16 protein-coding genes are annotated in these 17,018 nt (G+C 71.5%); 1 reads left to right on the top strand and 15 read right to left on the bottom strand.

Going from position 1 to position 17,018, the window contains the following annotated elements; translation table 11 throughout:
* Positions 1 to 4: 4 nt before the first annotated feature.
* From ABZT12_RS09645 to ABZT12_RS09575, 15 genes are all read right to left on the bottom strand, one after another.
* Complete coding sequence (locus tag ABZT12_RS09645) at positions 5 to 883, bottom strand: ABC transporter permease (RefSeq protein ID WP_356380069.1); 879 nt, start codon at positions 881 to 883, stop codon at positions 5 to 7.
* Positions 870 to 1,676 (bottom strand): ABC transporter ATP-binding protein, encoded by an 807-nt coding sequence (locus ABZT12_RS09640; protein ID WP_356380066.1) that lies wholly within the window; start codon positions 1,674 to 1,676, stop codon positions 870 to 872. Before ABZT12_RS09640 ends, ABZT12_RS09645 begins: the two co-directional genes overlap by 14 nt.
* A 12-nt stretch (positions 1,677 to 1,688) precedes the next feature.
* On the bottom strand, positions 1,689 to 2,810 hold the full coding sequence (locus ABZT12_RS09635) for an aliphatic sulfonate ABC transporter substrate-binding protein (RefSeq protein WP_356380063.1): 1,122 nt from the start codon (positions 2,808 to 2,810) through the stop codon (positions 1,689 to 1,691).
* A 229-nt stretch (positions 2,811 to 3,039) separates the two neighbouring features.
* Positions 3,040 to 4,374 carry a GTP-binding protein gene (locus tag ABZT12_RS09630; protein ID WP_356380060.1) on the bottom strand — a complete coding sequence of 445 codons (1,335 nt, stop codon included), beginning with the start codon at positions 4,372 to 4,374 and terminating at the stop codon, positions 3,040 to 3,042.
* Between the two features lie 2 nt (positions 4,375 to 4,376).
* Positions 4,377 to 5,312, bottom strand: coding sequence for a sulfate adenylyltransferase subunit CysD (gene cysD, locus ABZT12_RS09625; RefSeq protein WP_356380057.1), 936 nt, complete (start codon positions 5,310 to 5,312; stop codon positions 4,377 to 4,379).
* The gene (gene cysC, locus ABZT12_RS09620; RefSeq protein ID WP_356380054.1) at positions 5,309 to 5,845 is read right to left on the bottom strand and encodes an adenylyl-sulfate kinase; all 537 of its coding nucleotides are present in this window, start codon (positions 5,843 to 5,845) and stop codon (positions 5,309 to 5,311) included. The genes cysD and cysC overlap by 4 nt, the downstream gene beginning before the upstream one ends.
* Before the next feature lie 85 nt (positions 5,846 to 5,930).
* Positions 5,931 to 6,641 carry a phosphoadenylyl-sulfate reductase gene (locus tag ABZT12_RS09615; protein ID WP_356380051.1) on the bottom strand — a complete coding sequence of 237 codons (711 nt, stop codon included), beginning with the start codon at positions 6,639 to 6,641 and terminating at the stop codon, positions 5,931 to 5,933.
* A complete protein-coding gene (locus ABZT12_RS09610; protein WP_356380048.1) occupies positions 6,638 to 6,817 on the bottom strand; it encodes a hypothetical protein in 180 nt (59 codons plus the stop codon). Before ABZT12_RS09610 ends, ABZT12_RS09615 begins: the two co-directional genes overlap by 4 nt.
* A complete protein-coding gene (locus tag ABZT12_RS09605) occupies positions 6,814 to 8,511 on the bottom strand; it encodes a nitrite/sulfite reductase (protein WP_356380045.1) in 1,698 nt (565 codons plus the stop codon). The genes ABZT12_RS09610 and ABZT12_RS09605 overlap by 4 nt, the downstream gene beginning before the upstream one ends.
* Positions 8,512 to 8,637: 126 nt before the next feature.
* Complete coding sequence (locus ABZT12_RS09600; RefSeq protein ID WP_309486338.1) at positions 8,638 to 8,721, bottom strand: putative leader peptide; 84 nt, start codon at positions 8,719 to 8,721, stop codon at positions 8,638 to 8,640.
* Between the two features lie 127 nt (positions 8,722 to 8,848).
* Positions 8,849 to 9,421, bottom strand: a complete 573-nt coding sequence (locus tag ABZT12_RS09595) for a GNAT family N-acetyltransferase (RefSeq protein ID WP_356380042.1) — start codon at positions 9,419 to 9,421, stop codon at positions 8,849 to 8,851.
* Between the two features lie 102 nt (positions 9,422 to 9,523).
* Positions 9,524 to 10,789 carry a hypothetical protein gene (locus tag ABZT12_RS09590; RefSeq protein WP_356380039.1) on the bottom strand — a complete coding sequence of 422 codons (1,266 nt, stop codon included), beginning with the start codon at positions 10,787 to 10,789 and terminating at the stop codon, positions 9,524 to 9,526.
* Positions 10,790 to 10,909: 120 nt separating this feature from the next.
* Entirely contained in the window at positions 10,910 to 12,229 is a 1,320-nt protein-coding gene (locus ABZT12_RS09585; RefSeq protein WP_356380036.1) for a GAF domain-containing protein, read from the bottom strand.
* Between the two features lie 310 nt (positions 12,230 to 12,539).
* A complete protein-coding gene (locus ABZT12_RS09580) occupies positions 12,540 to 14,174 on the bottom strand; it encodes an acyl-CoA dehydrogenase family protein (protein ID WP_356380033.1) in 1,635 nt (544 codons plus the stop codon).
* 80 nt (positions 14,175 to 14,254) lie between these two features.
* A complete protein-coding gene (locus ABZT12_RS09575; RefSeq protein ID WP_356380279.1) occupies positions 14,255 to 15,268 on the bottom strand; it encodes a TauD/TfdA family dioxygenase in 1,014 nt (337 codons plus the stop codon).
* A gap of 586 nt (positions 15,269 to 15,854) precedes the next feature.
* Between ABZT12_RS09575 and ABZT12_RS09570 the strand changes: the two genes are divergently transcribed.
* Positions 15,855 to 17,009 (top strand): YihY/virulence factor BrkB family protein, encoded by a 1,155-nt coding sequence (locus tag ABZT12_RS09570; protein WP_356380030.1) that lies wholly within the window; start codon positions 15,855 to 15,857, stop codon positions 17,007 to 17,009.
* Positions 17,010 to 17,018: the final 9 nt, after the last annotated feature.

Below are 17,018 nucleotides of genomic sequence, written 5' to 3'. Positions count from 1 at the left end.
GACTTCAGCTCTTCACCAACAGGCCGCGGCTGCGCAGGACCCACCGCTCCAGCGGGCTGAAGATCAGCAGGTCGATGGCGATACCGACGAACAGGATTAGCAGAATGGCCTCGAAGACCATGGCCATGTCGCTCGCGGTGCGGGCGTTCTCCAGGAGCTGGCCGAGGCCGACCCCCAGATCGGGGAAGCTCGCGATGATCTCGGCGGCCATCAGTGAGCGCCAAGAGAACGCCCAGCCCTGCTTGAGACCGGCCACATAACCGGGCAGCGCGGCCGGCAGGGTGATGTGCCAGGTGCCCTTCAGACCCGTCGCGCCCATCGTGCGCCCCGCCCGCAGGAACAGCGGGGGCACCTGGTCGACGCCGGAGACCAGGCCGTTGGCGATCGAGGGGACCGCGCCGAGCAGGATCACCGCGTACATCATCGAGTTGTTCAGACCCAGCCAGATCACGGCCGGCGGTACCCACGCCACCGACGGCAGCGACTGGAGGCCGGAGAGGATGGGGCCGATCGCCGCGCGCACGAAACGTACCCGGGCCACCAGCAGGCCCAGCGGGGTGCCGATCAGCAGGGCGAAGAAGAAACCCAGCAGACCGCGCGAGACGCTGGTCCAGATGTAGCCGAGCAGATCGCCCTGGAGCCAGGCGTTCTTGAACTCGGTGCCGACCGCGCCCGGCGAGGGCAGCTTGGTCGGGTCGTCGACGATCGGGGTGAGGACGAACCAGGCCACGATCACCACCGCGAGCGCGACGAGCGGCGGCAGGATCTTGCCGACGAAGGTCTCCCGCAGCGTCGGCCGGCCGGTGGCCGTGGTCTCCAGGGCGTCCAGGCCCGCCTCGACACTCCCGGCGCCCTGGACCGGCGTGGTGTCAGTGCTGGCCATGACGGCGGATCTCCCCACGCAGTACTTCGGTGATCTCAAGGGACAGTTCGGCCACGGGCGCGTCCTCGATGCGGCGCGGTTGCGGGATGTCGACCGTCCATTCGCGGGCTATCCGGCCGGGACGGGAGGAGAGCAGGACCACGCGCTGCGCGAGCCGTACCGCCTCGCGGACGTTGTGCGTGACGAAGAGGACGGAGAGGCCCGTCTCCCCCCAGATGCGGGTGAGTTCGTCGTGCAGCACGTCCCGCGTGATCGCGTCGAGCGCGGCGAACGGCTCGTCCATCAGCAGGATGCGGCTCTCCTGCGCGAGCGCGCGGGCCATGGCGACCCGCTGGCGCATGCCGCCCGACAGCTCGTGCACCCGCTTGTCGTACGCGCCCTGGAGGCGGACGAGTTCGAGCAGCTCCTGCGCCCGGGGGCGCCGCTCGGGTTTGGGAACTCCCCGCAGCCGCAGGGCGAGTTCGATGTTCCGGCCCGCGGTCAGCCACGGGAAGAGCGCGTGCTCCTGGAACATCAGAGCCGGGCGGCCGTCCGTCGTGATGGAGCCGGTGGTGGGCCCGTCGAGGCCCGCCACCAGATTCAGCAGGGTGGACTTGCCGCAGCCCGAGGCCCCCAGGAGAGTGACGAACTCGCCGGGTGCGACATCGAGGCTGATGTCGTCGAGGACGAGCTGCTGCCCGCCCGGTGTCGCGAAGGACTTCGAGACGTGCTCGAGGCGGGCCGCGTGTTCAACCGACGCGGTGGCCTCTTTGGCGAGGGTCGTGGCCATGGTCGTCACCTCCTGGGAACTCATCGGGTCCTCCGCTCAGTTCGTGCCGAGACCGGCGGCGTCGACCGTGCTCTCGCCGGCGCTCTTGAGGACCTTGTTGAGGAGGCTGAGGTCGTAGATGCCGTTCAGGTCGGGCTTCGCCAGCAGGCCCGACTTCACGGCGTGCTGGGCCTCGGAGTCGAGGGTGGAGGCCAGCGGGTCGTTGATGAACTGGATGGAACTCCACGCCGGGTCGAGGACGTTGGCGGGCAGCGCCTTGCCGGAGTCGGCCTCCAGCTGCTTGTTGGCCGCGGCCTTCGCCTGGGTCGGGTTGGCGTTGATCCACTTGTTGGCCTCGACCGAGGCCTTCAGTACGGCTTCCACGGCCTTCGGGTGCGCCGTGAGGAACTTCTGCGACACGATGATGTTCGTGATCACGAACTTCTTGCCGGGCCAGAGCGAGGACTCGTCGAGAAGGGTCTTGCCGCCCTCGGCGACCAGCTTGGACGCCGTCGGCTCGGGCACCCAGGCGCCGTCGATCGAACCGGCCTTGAAGGCGTCCGGGGTGATCTTGTTGTCGGTGCGGACGACCGTCACATCACCCTTGCCGCTCTGCGCGTCGACCTTCCAGCCCTGGTCCGCCACCCAGTTGAGGAACGCCACGTCCTGGGTGTTGCCCAGCTGAGGCGTGGCGATCTTCTTGCCCTTGACGTCCGCGAGCGACTTGATCTTCTTCGGGTCGACGACCAGCTTCACCCCGCCGGAGGCCGAACCACCGATGATCTTCAGGCTCTTGCCGTCGGACTTGGTGTAACCGTTGATCGCCGGGGAGGGGCCGATCCAGCCGATGTCGATGGAGCCCGAGTTGAGCGCCTCGATCTCGGACGGGCCGGCGTTGAAGGTCGCGTAGGACGCCTTGGTGGCGCCCAACTCCTTCTGGAACAGGCCCTGTTCGCGGCCGACTAGCGCGGTCGCGTGGGTCAGGTTGCCGAAGTAGCCGATCTTCACGGAGTCCAGACCGTCGATCTTCGAGGACCCGGCGGCGACCTTCTCCTTGGAGTTGGTGCTCTTGGAGTCCGACCCGTAACCGCAGGCGGCGAGGGCGAGCAGCGGAAGCGTGACGACCACGGCGGTGCCGCGGCGCAGGAAACGGGAGCGGGCTGGGCGGTTGACAGGCACGGGAGGTGTTCCCCTCGTTGGCCCGGCGGTCACGGTCTCAGGTCGTGGCCGGGAGGTCGGCAGGTCTACGTCTCTTCCGGGACGTCGGGTGGGGGGACAGGGCGCGCAAGCGGTGCGCGTACGTCAGCACGCACATCGCGCCACCCCACCCTGCCCGCTGCCGAGGGCGCCACTGCCCACCCGGCCGCCCTCCTTCGCGAACGTGGAGAAGAAATCGGTGGAACCCATGTCAGAAGTCCCAACCGTCGTCGTCGCCGCCGTCGTTGACCGGCTCGGGCGCGGCGAACGACTCGCCCACCATGCCCGCGGTGAGCGTCGTGCCGTCGGCCGGATCGATCAGGATGAACGAGCCCGTGCGCCGCGAGTCGGCGTAGGAGTCCACCGGCAGCGGCTCCGAGGTACGGATCTTCACCCGGCCGATGTCGTTGGCGACGAGCTGTCCCGGATGCGGGTGCAGGGACAGGTCGGCGAGGGTGAGCCGGGAGGGGATGTCCTTCACGATCGCCTTGACCGTGCGGGTGCCGTGCTTGAGCAGCACCCGGTGGCCGACGGTCAGCGGCTGGTCGGCGACGTGGCAGACGGTCGCCTCGATGTCCTGCGTGGTCGCCGGGGCGTCCTTGCTGGGCACGATGAGGTCGCCGCGCGAGATGTCGATGTCGTCCTCCAGCAGGAGGGTCACCGACTGCGTGGTCCAGGCGGCCCGGACCGGCTTGCCGAGCAGGTCGATCCCGGAGATCCGCGTCGCGCGCCCGGACGGCAGCACCGTCACGGACTCGCCGACCCGGAACGTACCGGCCGCGATCTGCCCCGCGTAGCCGCGGTAGTCGGGGAGTTCGGCGCTCTGCGGACGGATCACGTACTGCACGGGCAGCCGGGCGTGGCAGTGCGCCAGGTCGTGGCTGACGGGGACCGACTCCAGGTGCTCCAGGAAGGTCGGCCCGCCGTACCAGTCCATGTGCGCGGAGGGGTCCACCACGTTGTCGCCGGCCAGCGCCGAGATCGGGATCGCGGTGATCTCGGGGACGCCCAGTTCGCTCGCGTACGCCGTGAACTCCTCGGCGATGGCGGCGAAGACGGGCTCCGCGTACTCGACGAGGTCCATCTTGTTGACGGCGAGCACCACGTGCGGGACGCGCAGCAGCGCGGCGATGGCGGCGTGCCGACGGGTCTGTTCGACGACACCGTTGCGGGCGTCGACGAGGATGACGGTCAGTTCGGCGGTGGAGGCGCCGGTGACCATGTTGCGGGTGTACTGCACGTGCCCGGGTGTGTCGGCGAGGATGAACCGGCGCCGGGGAGTGGCGAAGTAGCGGTAGGCGACGTCGATGGTGATGCCCTGCTCGCGTTCGGCACGCAGGCCGTCGGTGAGCAGCGCGAGGTCGGGGGTGTCCTGGCCGCGGTCGGCCGAAGCGCGTTCCACGGCTTCCAGCTGGTCGGTGAGGACCGACTTGGAGTCGTGCAGCAGCCGCCCCACGAGGGTGGACTTGCCGTCGTCGACGGAGCCCGCGGTGGCGAACCGCAGCAGGGTGGTGGTGGCGAGTTCCTCGCTCGTGATGGTGCTCATGGCTAGAAGTACCCCTCGCGCTTGCGGTCTTCCATCGCGGCTTCGGAGAGCTTGTCGTCCGCGCGGGTGGCGCCGCGTTCGGTGAGCCGGGAGGCGGTGATCTCGGCGATGACGGCGTCGAGGGTGGTGGCGTCGGAGTCGACGGCGCCCGTGCAGGACATGTCGCCGACGGTGCGGTAGCGCACCCGGCGCCTGACGACGGTCTCGTGCTCCTTCGGGCCGCCCCACGCGCCCGGCGTGAGCCACATGCCGGAGCGGTCGAAGACCTCGCGTTCGTGGGCGAAGTAGATGTCGGGCAGTTCGATGCCCTCGCGGGCGATGTACTGCCAGACGTCGAGTTCGGTCCAGTTGGAGAGAGGGAAGACACGGACGTGCTCACCGGGGGCGTGCCGGCCGTTGTAGAGGTTCCACAGCTCGGGGCGCTGGCGGCGGGGGTCCCACTGCGAGAACTCGTCGCGGAGGGAGAAGACGCGTTCCTTGGCGCGGGCCTTCTCCTCGTCGCGCCGGCCGCCGCCGAAGACCGCGTCGAAGCGTTCGGCCTGGATCCGCTCGGTGAGCGGCAGGGTCTGGAGGGGATTGCGGGTGCCGTCGGGGCGCTCGCGCAGCTCACCGCGGTCGATGTACTCCTGCACCGACGCGACGTGCAGGCGCAGGCCGTGGGCGGCGATGACGCGGTCGCGGTAGGCGAGGACCTCCGGGAAGTTGTGCCCGGTGTCGACGTGCAGGAGAGAGAAGGGCACGGGGGCCGGTGCGAAGGCCTTCAGCGCCAGGTGGAGCATGAGGATGGAGTCCTTGCCGCCGGAGAAGAGGATCACCGGCCGCTCGAACTCACCCGCCACCTCACGGAAGATGTGCACCGCCTCGGACTCCAGCGCGTCCAGGTGCGAGAGGGCGTACGGGGTGTCCGTACCGTCCTCGATCTCGGCTGCGGCCGTCATGCCAGTCCCCTCTCGGTGAGCAGCGCGTGGACCGCGTCCGCCGACTCCCGCACGCTCTGGTGCTGCGACTCGATGCGCAGGTCGGGCGCGGCGGGCTCCTCGTACGGGTCGTCGACCCCGGTGAGCCCGGTCAGCTCACCGGCCGCCTGCTTGGCGTAGAGACCCTTCACGTCGCGTACGGCACACACGTCGACCGGGGTCGCCACATGGACCTCGACGTAGGCCGTGCCGCTCTCCTGGTGCCGCTTGCGGACGGCGTCGCGGCTGTCGGCGTACGGCGCGATGACCGGGACCAGCGCCTTGACGCCGTTGCGGGCGAGCAGTTCGGCGAGGAAGCCGACGCGCTGCACGTTGGTGTGCCGGTCCTCGCGGCTGAAGCCGAGGCCCGCGGAGATGAACTCGCGGATCTCGTCGCCGTCGAGCACCTCGACGAGGTGGCCCTCCTCGCGCAGCCGGCCTGCCAGCTCGTACGCGATGGTGGTCTTGCCGGCACTCGGCAGACCCGTGAGCCAGACGGTGGCTCCGGTTCTCACGTGGTTCTCCTGGTTCGTCGGGAACATCTGGTCTGTCGGCGACCGGTCCGTCGCGGACGCCGGGCGGGTCGCCATCGCGGCCATGTCAGCCGTGCAGTCCGCACTCGGTCTTCGCACTGGCCGCCCAGCGGCCGGCCCGCGCGTCCTCGCCCGCCAGCACCCGGCGGGTGCAGGGCGCGCAGCCGACGGAGGCGTAACCGTCCATCAGCAGCGGGTTGGTGAGGACGCCGTGCTCCGCGACGTACGCGTCCACGTCGTCCTGCGTCCAGCGGGCGATCGGCGAGACCTTGACCTTCCGGCGCTTCTCGTCCCAGCCGACGACCGGCGTACCGGCCCGGGTCGGGGACTCGTCGCGGCGCAGCCCGGTCGCCCAGGCCTCGTACGCGGCCAGCCCCCGCTCCAGGGGCCGCACCTTGCGCAGCGCGCAGCAGAGGTCGGGGTCGCGGTCGTGCAGCCGGGGGCCGTACTCCGCGTCCTGCTCCTGGACCGTCTGCAGCGGGGTGAGGGTGAGGACGTTGACGTCCATCACGGCCTCGACCGCGTCCCGGGTGCCGATGGTCTCCGGGAAGTGGTAGCCGGTGTCGAGGAAGACGACGTCCACGCCGGGCATCGCGCGGGAGGCGAGGTGGGCGACCACCGCGTCCTCCATCGAGGAGGTCACGCAGAACCGCTTGCCGAAGGTGTCGGCCGCCCAGCGGAGGATCTCCAGCGCGGAAGCGTCCTCCAGGTCACGGCCCGCCCGCTCGGCGAGCGCCTTCAAGTCCTCAATCGTACGCTGTTCCTGAGTGGTCGTCATATCTCGCCTCCCGCCGCTTCCGGCCGCTGAACGCCCCGGGCGAGCAGCCCGAGGAACTTCAGCTGAAAGGCCCGGTTGCATGCCGCGCATTCCCACGCGCCGTGCCCCTGCTCGCTGGGACGCAGGTCCTCGTCGCCGCAGTAGGGGCAGTAGAAGGGGGCGGCCCGCTCGCTCATGAGAGGGCCTCCTCGGTGGCGCGCGCCGCCCAGACGGCGAAGCGCTCACCGTCCTCGCGCTCCGCCTGGAACCTCCGCAGGACCCGCTCGACGTACGCGGGCAGTTCCTCCGAAGTGACCTTCAGACCGCGGACCTTGCGGCCGAAACCGGCCTCCAGACCGAGGGCGCCGCCCAGGTGCACCTGGAAGCCCTCGACCTGCTCGCCCCGCTCGTCGAGGACCAACTGCCCCTTGAGACCGATGTCCGCGACCTGGATGCGGGCGCAGGCGTTCGGGCAGCCGTTGAGGTTGATGGTGAGGGGTTCGTCGAACTCCGGGATGCGGCGCTCCAGTTCGTCGATCAGGGCGGCTCCGCGCGCCTTGGTCTCGACGATGGCGAGCTTGCAGTACTCGATGCCCGTGCAGGCCATGGTGCCGCGCCGGAAGGCGGAGGGGCGGGCGGTGAGGTCCAGCGCCTCCAGCGCCTCGACCAGCGGCTCGACCTGTGCCTCCGCCACGTCGAGGACGATCAGCTTCTGCTCGACGGTGGTCCTGACCCGGCCCGAACCGTGCGCCTCCGCCACCTCGGCGATCTTCGTCAGGGTCGCGCCGTCGATGCGTCCGACGCGCGGGGCGAGACCGACGTAGAAGCGGCCGTCCTGCTGCCGGTGGACGCCGATGTGGTCGCGCCAGCGGTGTACCGGCTGGGCGGGCGCGGGGCCGTCGAGGAGTTCCCGCTTGAGGTAGTCGCTCTCCAGGACCTGGCGGAACTTCTCCGGGCCCCAGTCCGCGACCAGGAACTTCAGCCGGGCGCGGGTGCGCAGCCGCCGGTAGCCGTGGTCGCGGAAGATGCCGATCACTCCCGCCCAGACGTCCGGCACCTCCTCCACCGGGACCCAGGCGCCGAGCCGGACGCCGATCTTGGGGTTGGTGGAGAGGCCGCCGCCGACCCACAGATCGAAGCCGGGGCCGTGCTCGGGGTGCTCGACGCCGACGAACGCGATGTCGTTGATCTCGTGGGCGACATCGAGGAGCGGGGAGCCGGAGATCGCCGTCTTGAACTTGCGGGGCAGGTTGGAGAACTCCTTGCTGCCGATGTACCGGCGGTGGATCTCCTCGATCGCCGGGGTGCCGTCGATGATCTCGTCCTCGGCGATGCCGGCGACCGGCGACCCGAGGATGGTGCGGGGCGTGTCACCGCAGGCCTCGGTCGTGGACAGGCCCACGGCCTCCAGCCGGTTCCAGATCTCGGGCACGTCCTCGATGCGGATCCAGTGGTACTGCACGTTCTGCCGGTCGGTGAGGTCGGCCGTGCCGCGCGCGAACTCCTGCGAGATCTCGCCGATCACCCGCAGCTGCTCCGTGGTCAGCCGGCCGCCGTCGATCCGGACCCGCAGCATGAAGAACTTGTCGTCCAGCTCCTCCGGTTCCAGGATCGCGGTCTTGCCGCCGTCGATCCCGGGCTTGCGCTGGGTGTACAGGCCCCACCAGCGCATCCGGCCGCGCAGGTCGTTCGGGTCGATGGAGTCGAACCCGCGCTTGGAGTAGATCGTCTCAATGCGTGTCCGCACATTGAGACCGTCGTCGTCCTTCTTGAACTGCTCGTTGCCGTTGAGCGGGGTGAAGTGTCCCGCTGCCCACTGACCCTCACCGCGGTGACGGCTCACCTTGCGGCGGGGCGCTGCGGCAGCGGGGTTCTGCGGGGTGGCGGCCATGGTTAGACGTCCTTCGGGACAGGCGGAATGCGGCTCTGACCTGCGCGGGCGGGCGCATGCGGGCATACATGCGCGTCCTTGCGCAAGACGAGACAAGCAGGGGGAAACCGGCGGCGCTGCGGCTCGTCAGCTCGCCGGACAGATGGCGCTGGACATGCGGCCGAGGTCGACGTGGCGCCGACTCACCAAGGCAATTCCAGTTCCGGACATGACGGAAGCGTGGCACGGCGTTCTGGACACAGTCCAGCTTCGTCCGTCATGTGGACATCCTTGTCTCGCTATGTGAGAGAGGCGTGTTGTCGATCACACGACGCCCACGCCCTCTTGTCTCCCCAGGTCAGCGAGGGTATGCCCCGGGCCAGGGACCCGGAGTCACCGTCTCCGCGACCTCCTCGACCTCCGTGTCGAACAACGTGAAGCCCCGGCGCAGGTAGTTGGCCCTCGCGTGCTCGCCGTCCAGGCTGCACGTGTGCAGCCAGACCCGCTTGGTCGGCGTCCGCCCGGGCCAGCGGTCCGCGAGATCCCAGGCGCGGGCCGCGCCCCGCGCCAGCAGGTGCCCGCCGAGGCCTCGCCCGCGGAAGGCGGGAAGCAGCCCGAAGTAGACGATCTCCACGGCCCCGTCGTCCTGCGGGTCCAGTTCCGCGTAGCCGGCGGGCGTACCCCGGTCGAAGCCGACCCAGGTCTCCACCCCCGGCCGGTCCAGGTGCTCCCGCCACCGCGCGTGGCTCCAGCCGAGCCGGTCCGTCCAGCGGATGTCGCCGCCCACCGACGTGTACAGGAAACGGCTGAACTCGGGCGAGGGGACCTCGGCGCGGACGATCCGCACGTCCCCCTCCGGCGCGGGGGCCGGCAGGAGGTCGGTCGGGTCGGTCTGTTCCAGGGACCAGGTGGTCACGGGGATGGTCGTCATGCCTGTCAGGGAATCATCCGGCCCGGGAATCTGTCGATCGCAGCCGGCCGGTCCCGCAGCCCGTCGGTCCGGGGGAGCGGAACCCGCAGGACCGGCGGTGTGTCAGCGCACGGACTTGTCGACCGACGCCAGCGGGAGGGCGAAGAGCATCCGGCCCGAGAGGGACCAGACCTCGCCGGTCTCCGCCCAGTAGGACAGGGAGTCGGTGCCGCCGCTCCAGCAGTGCCGGCTCTCGTCGGCCCCGCACCGCGTGGCCTTCGCGCCCTTCCTGTCCTGTCGCCATATCGACCCGTGCCGGCTGTCCTGGCCGGCCGCACGGCTCAGATACCAGTCGGACCCCTGCGCGAGAACGCCCCGCACCCCGGCCACCTTCGTCTCGTACGCCTCCCCGGCGGTCACCCGCCCCGCGGAGTCGGTGGCGAGCAGGCCGCCGCGGGCGGGGTCCTTGCTGAACGGGTAGCGCCACAGCCGGTCGCCGCGGTCGCCGCTCGCGACCAGGCTGTCCGGGGCCGTGCTGCGGTCGAGGGCGATGTTCCGCGGCCGCAGGGCCGAGCCGCCGCCGGTCAGCCGGTAGGAGGTGACGGCCGGCAGCACGTACCGGTACCCGGCCGCCGACCAGCCGCCGTCCACCCGGCCGACGGCGGAGGTGGTCACCGTGGTGCGCTGGATGCGGTCCATGTCGTAGACGTAGAGCGCGTCACCGGTCCCGTCGGCCGTGGTGACCAGGAGTTTGTCCTGGTACCAGACCATGCCGGACACGGTCGAGACGAGCCCCCGGTAGTCGCGCCCGCCGTCCGTCGGTACGGCGAGCAGGGCCCAGGTGTAGGTGAGGTGGGCGGGGTCGTCGGCGTTCACGAAGGCGACCCGGGCCAGGCCCCGGCCGCTCTCCGTCCAGCCCGCGAGGATCACCCGGTGCGCGCCCCAGAGGCCGTCGTCGTCGGCGTCGCCCGACGTGGTCACCGAGCGCGGCGTCCACGCGGCGTCGGCGGAGGTGCGGGTGTCCCAGCAGTACGCGCGGGTGGCCGCCGGTTCGACGGGCAGCGCCTCCCGCTCGGTGGCCGAGCAGTCGGCCCCGGAGCGCAGGGTGCGGTCGGCGCTCCGCAGTACGGTGTCGACGCCGACCGGGCGGCCCATCGCCGAGGCCAGCCGGTCCAGAGTGCCGCTCGGTTCCGCCCGCTCCTGGAGCCGCAACCGGCCGAGGTCGGCGGCCGAGGTCAGCGGTCTGAGGCCGCCGGGCCCGGAGACGACCGTCGCCTGCGAGGCGCTGATCACGGTGGCCGCCGCGGTGAGTGCCAGCGCCGCCCCGGTCAGGACCGCGCGCACCGCCCTGCCCCGCCGTTGCCTGCGGTGTCGCCCGCGATTCCTCATAAGTCCTCCCGAGGCGAACCAACTGCGGCTGGTGATCCGTGCGTTGACCAGGGAGCAGATGGGGTGGCCCGTAGGGGATGCTACGGCAGTCCGGTGCCGGAGATGTCGAAGACCCCGCAATTATGCGGAAGATGCCGCACCACGCGCCTTGTACGGAACTCGTACCGACATCCTCCCCTCCGCCACGGCAGGCGCGGTGGAGTGCGGCAACAGTGCGCGCGGGTCGTCCGGCAGCACCACCTCGACCTCCGCGTCCGCGTGGAAACGGTACGGCCGGTGCTCCAGGAAAGCCCCGAGATACCGCCGTATCCGGGACATCTCGGCGCGCACCGTCACCGTGCGGCTCGGGTCGCCGAAGACCTCCCCGGCCAGGCCCGCGGCGCTGCGGCCGGTGTCGCGCAGAGCCAGCAGGTAGAGCAACTCGGCGTGCCGGGGGCTCAGTTCGCGGGTCCAGGAGCCCGAGCGGCCGGAGACGGTGAGCGAACATCGGTGCGGCCGGGCCAGATCCAGCACGATCCGGGTGGCGGCGGGCGGTTCGGGCTCGACGGCGGCGCGGATCAGCCAGCCGCCCGCCAGCGGCTCCAGCGAGCACACCCCGAGCGCGGGCAGCCACCGGCGGCCCGCCGCGGGCGACTTGGGCAGCGCGACCCGGTCCGTGTACGGCATGCCGGTGATCGCGGCGGTCCAGCCGTCCCGGTCGACGGCGATGGCCCGGCCGCCGAGCCGCGCCAGCACCGGCGCCGCCGCCGAGCGCAGCCGGTCCAGCGAGCCGCGGTGCCGTTCCCGCAGCCGGGCCTCGGCGAGTTGGGCGACCGAGGCGACCCAGGCGAGCGTCGCCGGATGCATGGTCTCCGGCGGCCCGCTGACGTCCACCACCCCGATCAGCCGGCCGTCCCTGGGGTCGGTGATCGGGGCCCCGGCGCAGGTGAACGAGGCGAGTGACCGCGTCAGGTGCTCGCCGGCGAAGACCTGCACGGGACGCCGCAGGACCGCCGGAGTGCCCAGGCCGTTGGGGCCCAGGACGTCCTCGCGCCAGTCGGTGCCTACCTCGATGCCGACCTCGTCGGCCTTGCGCAGCACCGGGCTGCTGCCCTCGCGCCACAGGGCCCGGCCCTCGCCGTCGGCGACCAGCATGATGTGGTGCGCGGTGTCGGCGACCGACACCAGCCCCTCCCGCAGCACCGGCAGGACATACCTCAACTGGCTGTTCCCGCGCCGCCGTTCGACCTCCTCGTGGGAGAGCGACCCGGTCCTGAAGTCGTGCTCGGGATCGATGCCGTGACGGATCGCGCGCTCCCAGGACTCCTCGATCACCGGACGCGGCACGACGCGGGCGCGCTCTCCGGAGAGCACGGCGGCACGGGCCTCGTAGAGCCTCCGGGCCGCCCGCGCCGCGTCGGCGGCGGCGAGTCGCGGCACGGTGGGCGACGGGTGCGCCACTGGTCCTCCTCGGAAGTCCCTGCGCGGAAGCGGTTGTCAAGTCGCCCGGGCGCCGGTTTCGGTCCCGGGAGGCTGTCGGTCTCATAGTGCCGTCCGAGGAGGCCGGAGGGAGCCGGTCCGGCCAGGTCGGCCGGTAAGTTGCAACCCCCCGCAACCCTGGTGAACGGCCGTACGGTGTCCGAAACTTGTCCTACGCCGTCCCGCGTGCGGGGCGGTGTTCATGGCCCGTTACGGGTCATGGGTGCGGGGGTGGTGCCGTGTCGGCGCAGCACCACCCCCGCGGCATCACCCTCCGGCTCGGACCCCCGGCTCAGAGCTGCGGCCGGGCCCGCTCCACCACCGACGCCAGGCCGAGGGTGTGCGGCAGGGTCCCGAAGGCCGCGCCCCAGTCGCCGCCGAGCCGGGAGGCGCAGAACGCGTCGGCGACCTCCGAGGGCGCGAACCGCACGAGCAGCGAGCCCTGGAGCACCAGCGCGATCCGCTCCGTCAGCCGCCGGGCACGGCTCTCGATGCCGTCCAGATCGGCGAGTTCGGTCAGCAGGTCCTTGATCGCCCGGTCCAGCCGGTGGTCCGCGCCCCGCGCCCGGCCGACCTCCTGGAGGTAGGCGTCGAGGGAACGCGGCTCCCGCTGGATCGCCCGCAGCATGTCCAGTGCCTGCACGTTCCCGGCGCCCTCCCAGACCGAGTTGAGCGGCGACTCGCGCACCAGGCGCGGCAGACCGGACTCCTCGACGTACCCGTTGCCGCCCAGGCACTCGGACGCCTCGACCGTCACCGGCGTACAGCGCTTGGTCACCCAGTACTTGGCGGCCGGCACGGCGAGCCGCAGCAACGCCCGCTCCTGCTCGCCGCCGTCGTCGTAGGCCGCCGCGAGCCGCAGCGCGAGCGTGGTGGCCGCCTCCGACTCCAGGGCGAGGTCGGCCAGGACGTTGCGCATCAACGGCTTGTCGAGCAGCTTCCCGCCGAACGCCTCGCGGTGGGCGCTGTGGTGGACCGCCTGCGCGACGGCCTGCCGCATCAGACCGGCCGAGCCGAGCACACAGTCCAGCCGGGTCGCCGCGACCATTTCGACGATGGTGCGCACCCCGCGCCCCTCGTCACCGACCCGGCGCCCCCAGGTCCCGTCGAACTCGACCTCGGCGGAAGCGTTCGAGCGGTTGCCGAGCTTGTCCTTGAGCCGCTGGAGGAGGAACACGTTGCGGGTGCCGTCCGCCAGCACGCGGGGGACCAGGAAGCAGGTCAGTCCGGCGGGCGCCTGCGCCAGCACGAGGAAGCCGTCGGACATCGGGGCCGAGCAGAACCACTTGTGGCCGGTCAGCTCGTACGTCCCCTCCTCGGCGAGCGGCCGCGCGACGGTGGTGCCCGCGCGTACGTCGCTGCCGCCCTGTTTCTCCGTCATGCCCATCCCGAAGACGGCACCGGGCTTGAGGTGGGCGCCCCGCAGCTCGCGGTCGTACACCGTGGACGTCAGCCGGGGTTCCCACTCGGCGGCGAGGGCGGGATCGGCGCGGAGCGCGGGAACGGCGGCGTGGGTCATCGACAGCGGACAGCCGTTGCCCGCCTCGGCCTGGGTCCAGACGAGGAACCCCGCGGCCCTGCGCACATGTCCGGCGGGCCGTGCCCAGGCGGTGGTCAGGCCGGCCGAGATGCCCTTGCCGAGCAGCCGGTGCCAGGAGGGGTGGAACTCGACCTCGTCGATCCGTCGGCCGTAGCGGTCGTGGGTGCGCAGTTTCGGCGGGTTCTCGTTCGCCTGGGTCGCCCACTCCTGGACCTGCGCGGAGCCGCTCGCCTCGCCGAGCGCCGACAGTTCGGTCCGCACCTCGCCGAGCAGGGCGGGGGCGGTGTGCCGCTCGACCGCCGCCGTCAGGACCCGGTCGGTGGCGAAGACGTCGTAGCCGGTCAGCGGCGGCGCCTGGTTCGTCACGGTGTGGGTGGTACGTGCCATGGCTGCAAACCTGCCCGTGCGGAGGGACGTGGATTCCACCCTGACACAGCCGCCCTCCCGCACGACAGCCGCACTGCGCCTCACGCGGCCCGCGCCCGCGCTCCCGGGGTCCGGCCGGCCGGGCGCGTGGGATCGCCGAGCGCCACGACCACCGCGCGCGGGCCCTCGAACGGCTCCCTGCCGTGCGCGACGCGGATGTTGTCGACCAGCAGCAGGTCGCCCGCCTGCCAGGGCTCGCGCCTGAGATGGGCCTCGTAGGCCTCGTTGATGGTCCACGCGAGGTCCTCGTCGATCGGGTCGCCGTTGCCGAAACGGGTGGTGAAGGGCAGCGAGTCGGCGCCGTGGAGGCCGACGAGGTGGTCGCGCACCCCGGTGTCGAGCGTCCACTCGCTGAGGAAGGCGATCTGGTTGAACCAGCAGCGCCGGCCGGTGACCGGGTGGCGGACCACGGCGGGCCGCCGCTGCCGGGTGCTCAGCGCGCCGTCGGCCCGCCACGCGAACTCGATGCCGTGGTCCCGGCAGTAGCCTTCGACGGCCTGCCGGTCGTCGGTGCCGAACGCCTCGGCCACCGAGATCCCGAGCCCCTCGTGGTAGGTACGGCACAGCAGCCATCCCTCCCGTTCGAACCGCTCGGTCAGCCGGGCCGGCAGGGTGCGCAGCACCGCCTCCGCGTCGGCGACCGGCGTCGCCCCGCCCTCGGTCGGCGCCTCCAGGCAGGCGAAGAGCAGCAGCCGGGGGAAGCGCAGCGCGTAGCTCAGCTCGTGGTGCATGCCCATCTGCCGTTCGGCCGGCCAACTGGTCGAGGAGTACACGCCGTCCGGGTGGGAGGCGCGCGGCGCGAAGGGCTCCCGGTCGGGCATCAGCGAGTCGGCCAGCTGCCGGAAGACGGCGGCGGCCTCGCCGGGTGTGCGCAGTCCGAGCCCGCGCACCAGCACACAGCCGTGCGCGGCCACCACGGCGCGCAGCGCCTCCCGGTGTGCGCCGGCCCAGCGGACCGGGTCGCCGTCGCCGTCGGCCCGGAGCAGGGGTGGACTCTCGGGGTCGAGCGTGACGGCGGGGAACAGGGACCAGGGCGGCAGCCCCGTCTCCGGCATCGGGCCACCGGGCGGCCGGACGACGGGCGGGAGACCGCGGTACGGCCGCCCGGCCCGGGGCGAGCGCCTGCGGATGGCACGGAGGACGCTGGTCAGGGCCTCGGCGAGAGCGCTCTCTGCGACGGTGCCGGAATTTCCCACCACGTGGGCTCCTCGATGCTGATCGGGGCCCCCGGAAAGGGTCCGGTGGCCGATCCGGTGGAATCGCGGCCGACGGTCACGTCGGGGACACCTTCCACGGCACGGGAAACGGGCGGGGGGAAGAATGCGCGCGTGCCGGAATACGGTTGATGAAAGTACGTGGTGCACCGGCGCACCCTCCTCGACGGGCCGTGGAGCAGGCCCGCGAAGCCCCCGTGTCGTGCTCTGTGCGATCAGCCGCGGCGCGCGTAATGACTGCAATCCGGATTCTTTCCGGACATTTGTCAATGGGTCAAGGTCGTTCTGCTTTTTGGCGCTTTTTCACCGGCCCGTGGGTGTGGGGCGGAAGGAATCCGCCGTCCTTCTCCCCGGGACGCCGACGCGCCCGCCCGGCCGTCACCCCCGGTGGATGAGTGGAGTGCCGCGCGGCGGATACCTTTAGGGCGTGCAGCCAGCAAGTGAAACCCCCGAGCGGCCCTCCGGCCGGCTCCACCGGGCGCGTGCCCTCTACCGGAACGTCTCCAAGCGCAGGACGGCCTGGCTGCTGCTCAAGGACACCGTCAACTCCTGCATGGAGTACCGCATCCTGGGCCTCGCGGCCGAGGCCGCGTTCTTCACCCTGCTCTCCGTGCCGCCCCTGCTGCTGAGCCTGATCGGCCTGCTCGGTTACGTCGACGACTGGACCGGCGCCGACACCATCGCCAGCCTGGAGAACAACATCCTGGAGGCGTCCCGCACGGTCCTGTCCGACAAGGGCGTCTCGGAGATCGCGCAGCCGATCCTGCACGACGTGATGAAGGGCGGCCGGCCCGACGTCATCTCCATCGGCTTCCTCTTCGCCCTCTGGTCCGGCTCCCGCGCGGTGAACGTCTTCATCGACACCATCACCGTGATGTACGGCCTGGACGGAGCCCGCGGGATCGTCAAGACCCGGATGCTCTCCTTCGCGCTCTTCGTCGTGGCCCTGCTGATCGGATCGGTCGCGCTCCCGCTGATGGTGGCGGGCCCGGACGCCGTGGTGAGCTTCGTGCCCTGGTCGACCACCGTCGTACAGGTCCTGTACTGGCCGGTCGTGATCATCCTCTCCGTCGTCTTCCTGACGACGCTCTACCACGTGTCGGTCCCGGTCCGCTCGCCGTGGATCGAGGACGTGCCCGGCGCCCTGGTGGCCCTCGCCATGTGGGTGCTCGGCAGCTTCCTGCTGCGCATCTACCTGACCAGCACGGTCGAGGGCCCCACGATCTACGGCTCACTGGCCGCACCGGTCGCCGTGTTGCTGTGGATCGGTGTGTCCGCGTTCGCGGTGCTCGTCGGCGCCGCCGTCAACGCGGCCATCGACCGGGTCTGGCCCGCCGCCGCGACCGCCGCCGCCCGCGCGGCCAACGAGCGCCGGCAGAAGGAGGAGGCCGCCGAGTACGCCGTCCGGCTGGCCGCCGCCCGCAGCTACCAGGAGGACGACCCCGACGACCCCGACATGCCCTCCGAGTTCCCGGAGCGCTGGTCGCGCTTCCTGCCTCCCGAGGACGTGACCTCCCGGCTGCGCACCCATGTGAAGAGCACCCACAAGAGCCCGGGAGGGCCGCCGGCACCGGAGAAGTGACGGCCCGTC

The sequence above is a fragment of the Streptomyces sp. NPDC005423 genome, from assembly GCF_040606415.1.
Classification (GTDB): domain Bacteria; phylum Actinomycetota; class Actinomycetes; order Streptomycetales; family Streptomycetaceae; genus Streptomyces.
This window is presented reverse-complemented; position numbering and strand designations above follow the sequence as displayed.

Bases quoted from the DNA above. Each gene is read 5' to 3' on its own strand.
- ABZT12_RS09645 (WP_356380069.1), bottom strand. From the start codon at position 883: ATGGCCAGCACTGACACCACGCCGGTCCAGGGCGCCGGGAGTGTCGAG.
- ABZT12_RS09640 (WP_356380066.1), bottom strand. From the start codon at position 1,676: ATGAGTTCCCAGGAGGTGACGACCATGGCCACGACCCTCGCCAAAGAG.
- ABZT12_RS09630 (WP_356380060.1), bottom strand. From the start codon at position 4,374: ATGAGCACCATCACGAGCGAGGAACTCGCCACCACCACCCTGCTGCGG.
- cysD (WP_356380057.1), bottom strand. From the start codon at position 5,312: ATGACGGCCGCAGCCGAGATCGAGGACGGTACGGACACCCCGTACGCC.
- ABZT12_RS09615 (WP_356380051.1), bottom strand. From the start codon at position 6,641: ATGACGACCACTCAGGAACAGCGTACGATTGAGGACTTGAAGGCGCTC.
- ABZT12_RS09610 (WP_356380048.1), bottom strand. From the start codon at position 6,817: ATGAGCGAGCGGGCCGCCCCCTTCTACTGCCCCTACTGCGGCGACGAG.
- ABZT12_RS09605 (WP_356380045.1), bottom strand. From the start codon at position 8,511: ATGGCCGCCACCCCGCAGAACCCCGCTGCCGCAGCGCCCCGCCGCAAG.
- ABZT12_RS09600 (WP_309486338.1), bottom strand. From the start codon at position 8,721: ATGTCCGGAACTGGAATTGCCTTGGTGAGTCGGCGCCACGTCGACCTC.
- ABZT12_RS09595 (WP_356380042.1), bottom strand. From the start codon at position 9,421: ATGACGACCATCCCCGTGACCACCTGGTCCCTGGAACAGACCGACCCG.
- ABZT12_RS09590 (WP_356380039.1), bottom strand. From the start codon at position 10,789: ATGAGGAATCGCGGGCGACACCGCAGGCAACGGCGGGGCAGGGCGGTG.
- ABZT12_RS09580 (WP_356380033.1), bottom strand. From the start codon at position 14,174: ATGGCACGTACCACCCACACCGTGACGAACCAGGCGCCGCCGCTGACC.
- ABZT12_RS09575 (WP_356380279.1), bottom strand. From the start codon at position 15,268: ATGCCGGAGACGGGGCTGCCGCCCTGGTCCCTGTTCCCCGCCGTCACG.